This is a genomic window from Janibacter sp. LM, from assembly GCF_039631275.1.
Lineage (GTDB): Bacteria > Actinomycetota > Actinomycetes > Actinomycetales > Dermatophilaceae > Janibacter > Janibacter terrae.
The window spans coordinates 1-340 of record NZ_JBDIVG010000082.1; the positions used below are offsets into that span (position 1 = coordinate 1).

The following is a 340-nucleotide window of genomic DNA, read 5'->3' on the forward strand; positions in this document are numbered from 1 at the left end:
ATCCTCTGTGACAGCGGTACGGAAGTCAGCGGTGGCGTCAGAGATGGTGGCGACGACGTTGTCAGTGATGGGAGAGACAGTCTTCTGCAGTTCCTTGATCTGAGTGTACAGTTGGTCAATGCGCTCAGTTAGGGTGGTCTTGATTGCACTGTACTCAGCTCCATCGAGGTTGTCCAGGGCTTTGGTGGCACCGTCCTTCACCTGAGTCAGGTAGAGATCGACAGCAGACCTGATTTGGTCCAGCTGGGAGGGTGCATCAGCCTGGAGAAAAGCGGCGTGAGAGCCGACAGCCAGAAGGGCAAGAGCGAGAGCCACGAATTTCATGATGGTGGTCTGGTGG

At 55.9% G+C, this 340-nt stretch carries 1 protein-coding gene; it reads right to left on the reverse strand.

Annotated features, from left to right (window positions below; all coding sequences use genetic code 11):
- Positions 1–340, reverse strand: a 340-nt coding sequence (locus ABC138_RS17530) for a hypothetical protein (protein ID WP_345914467.1), incomplete at both ends; no start/stop codon positions are given.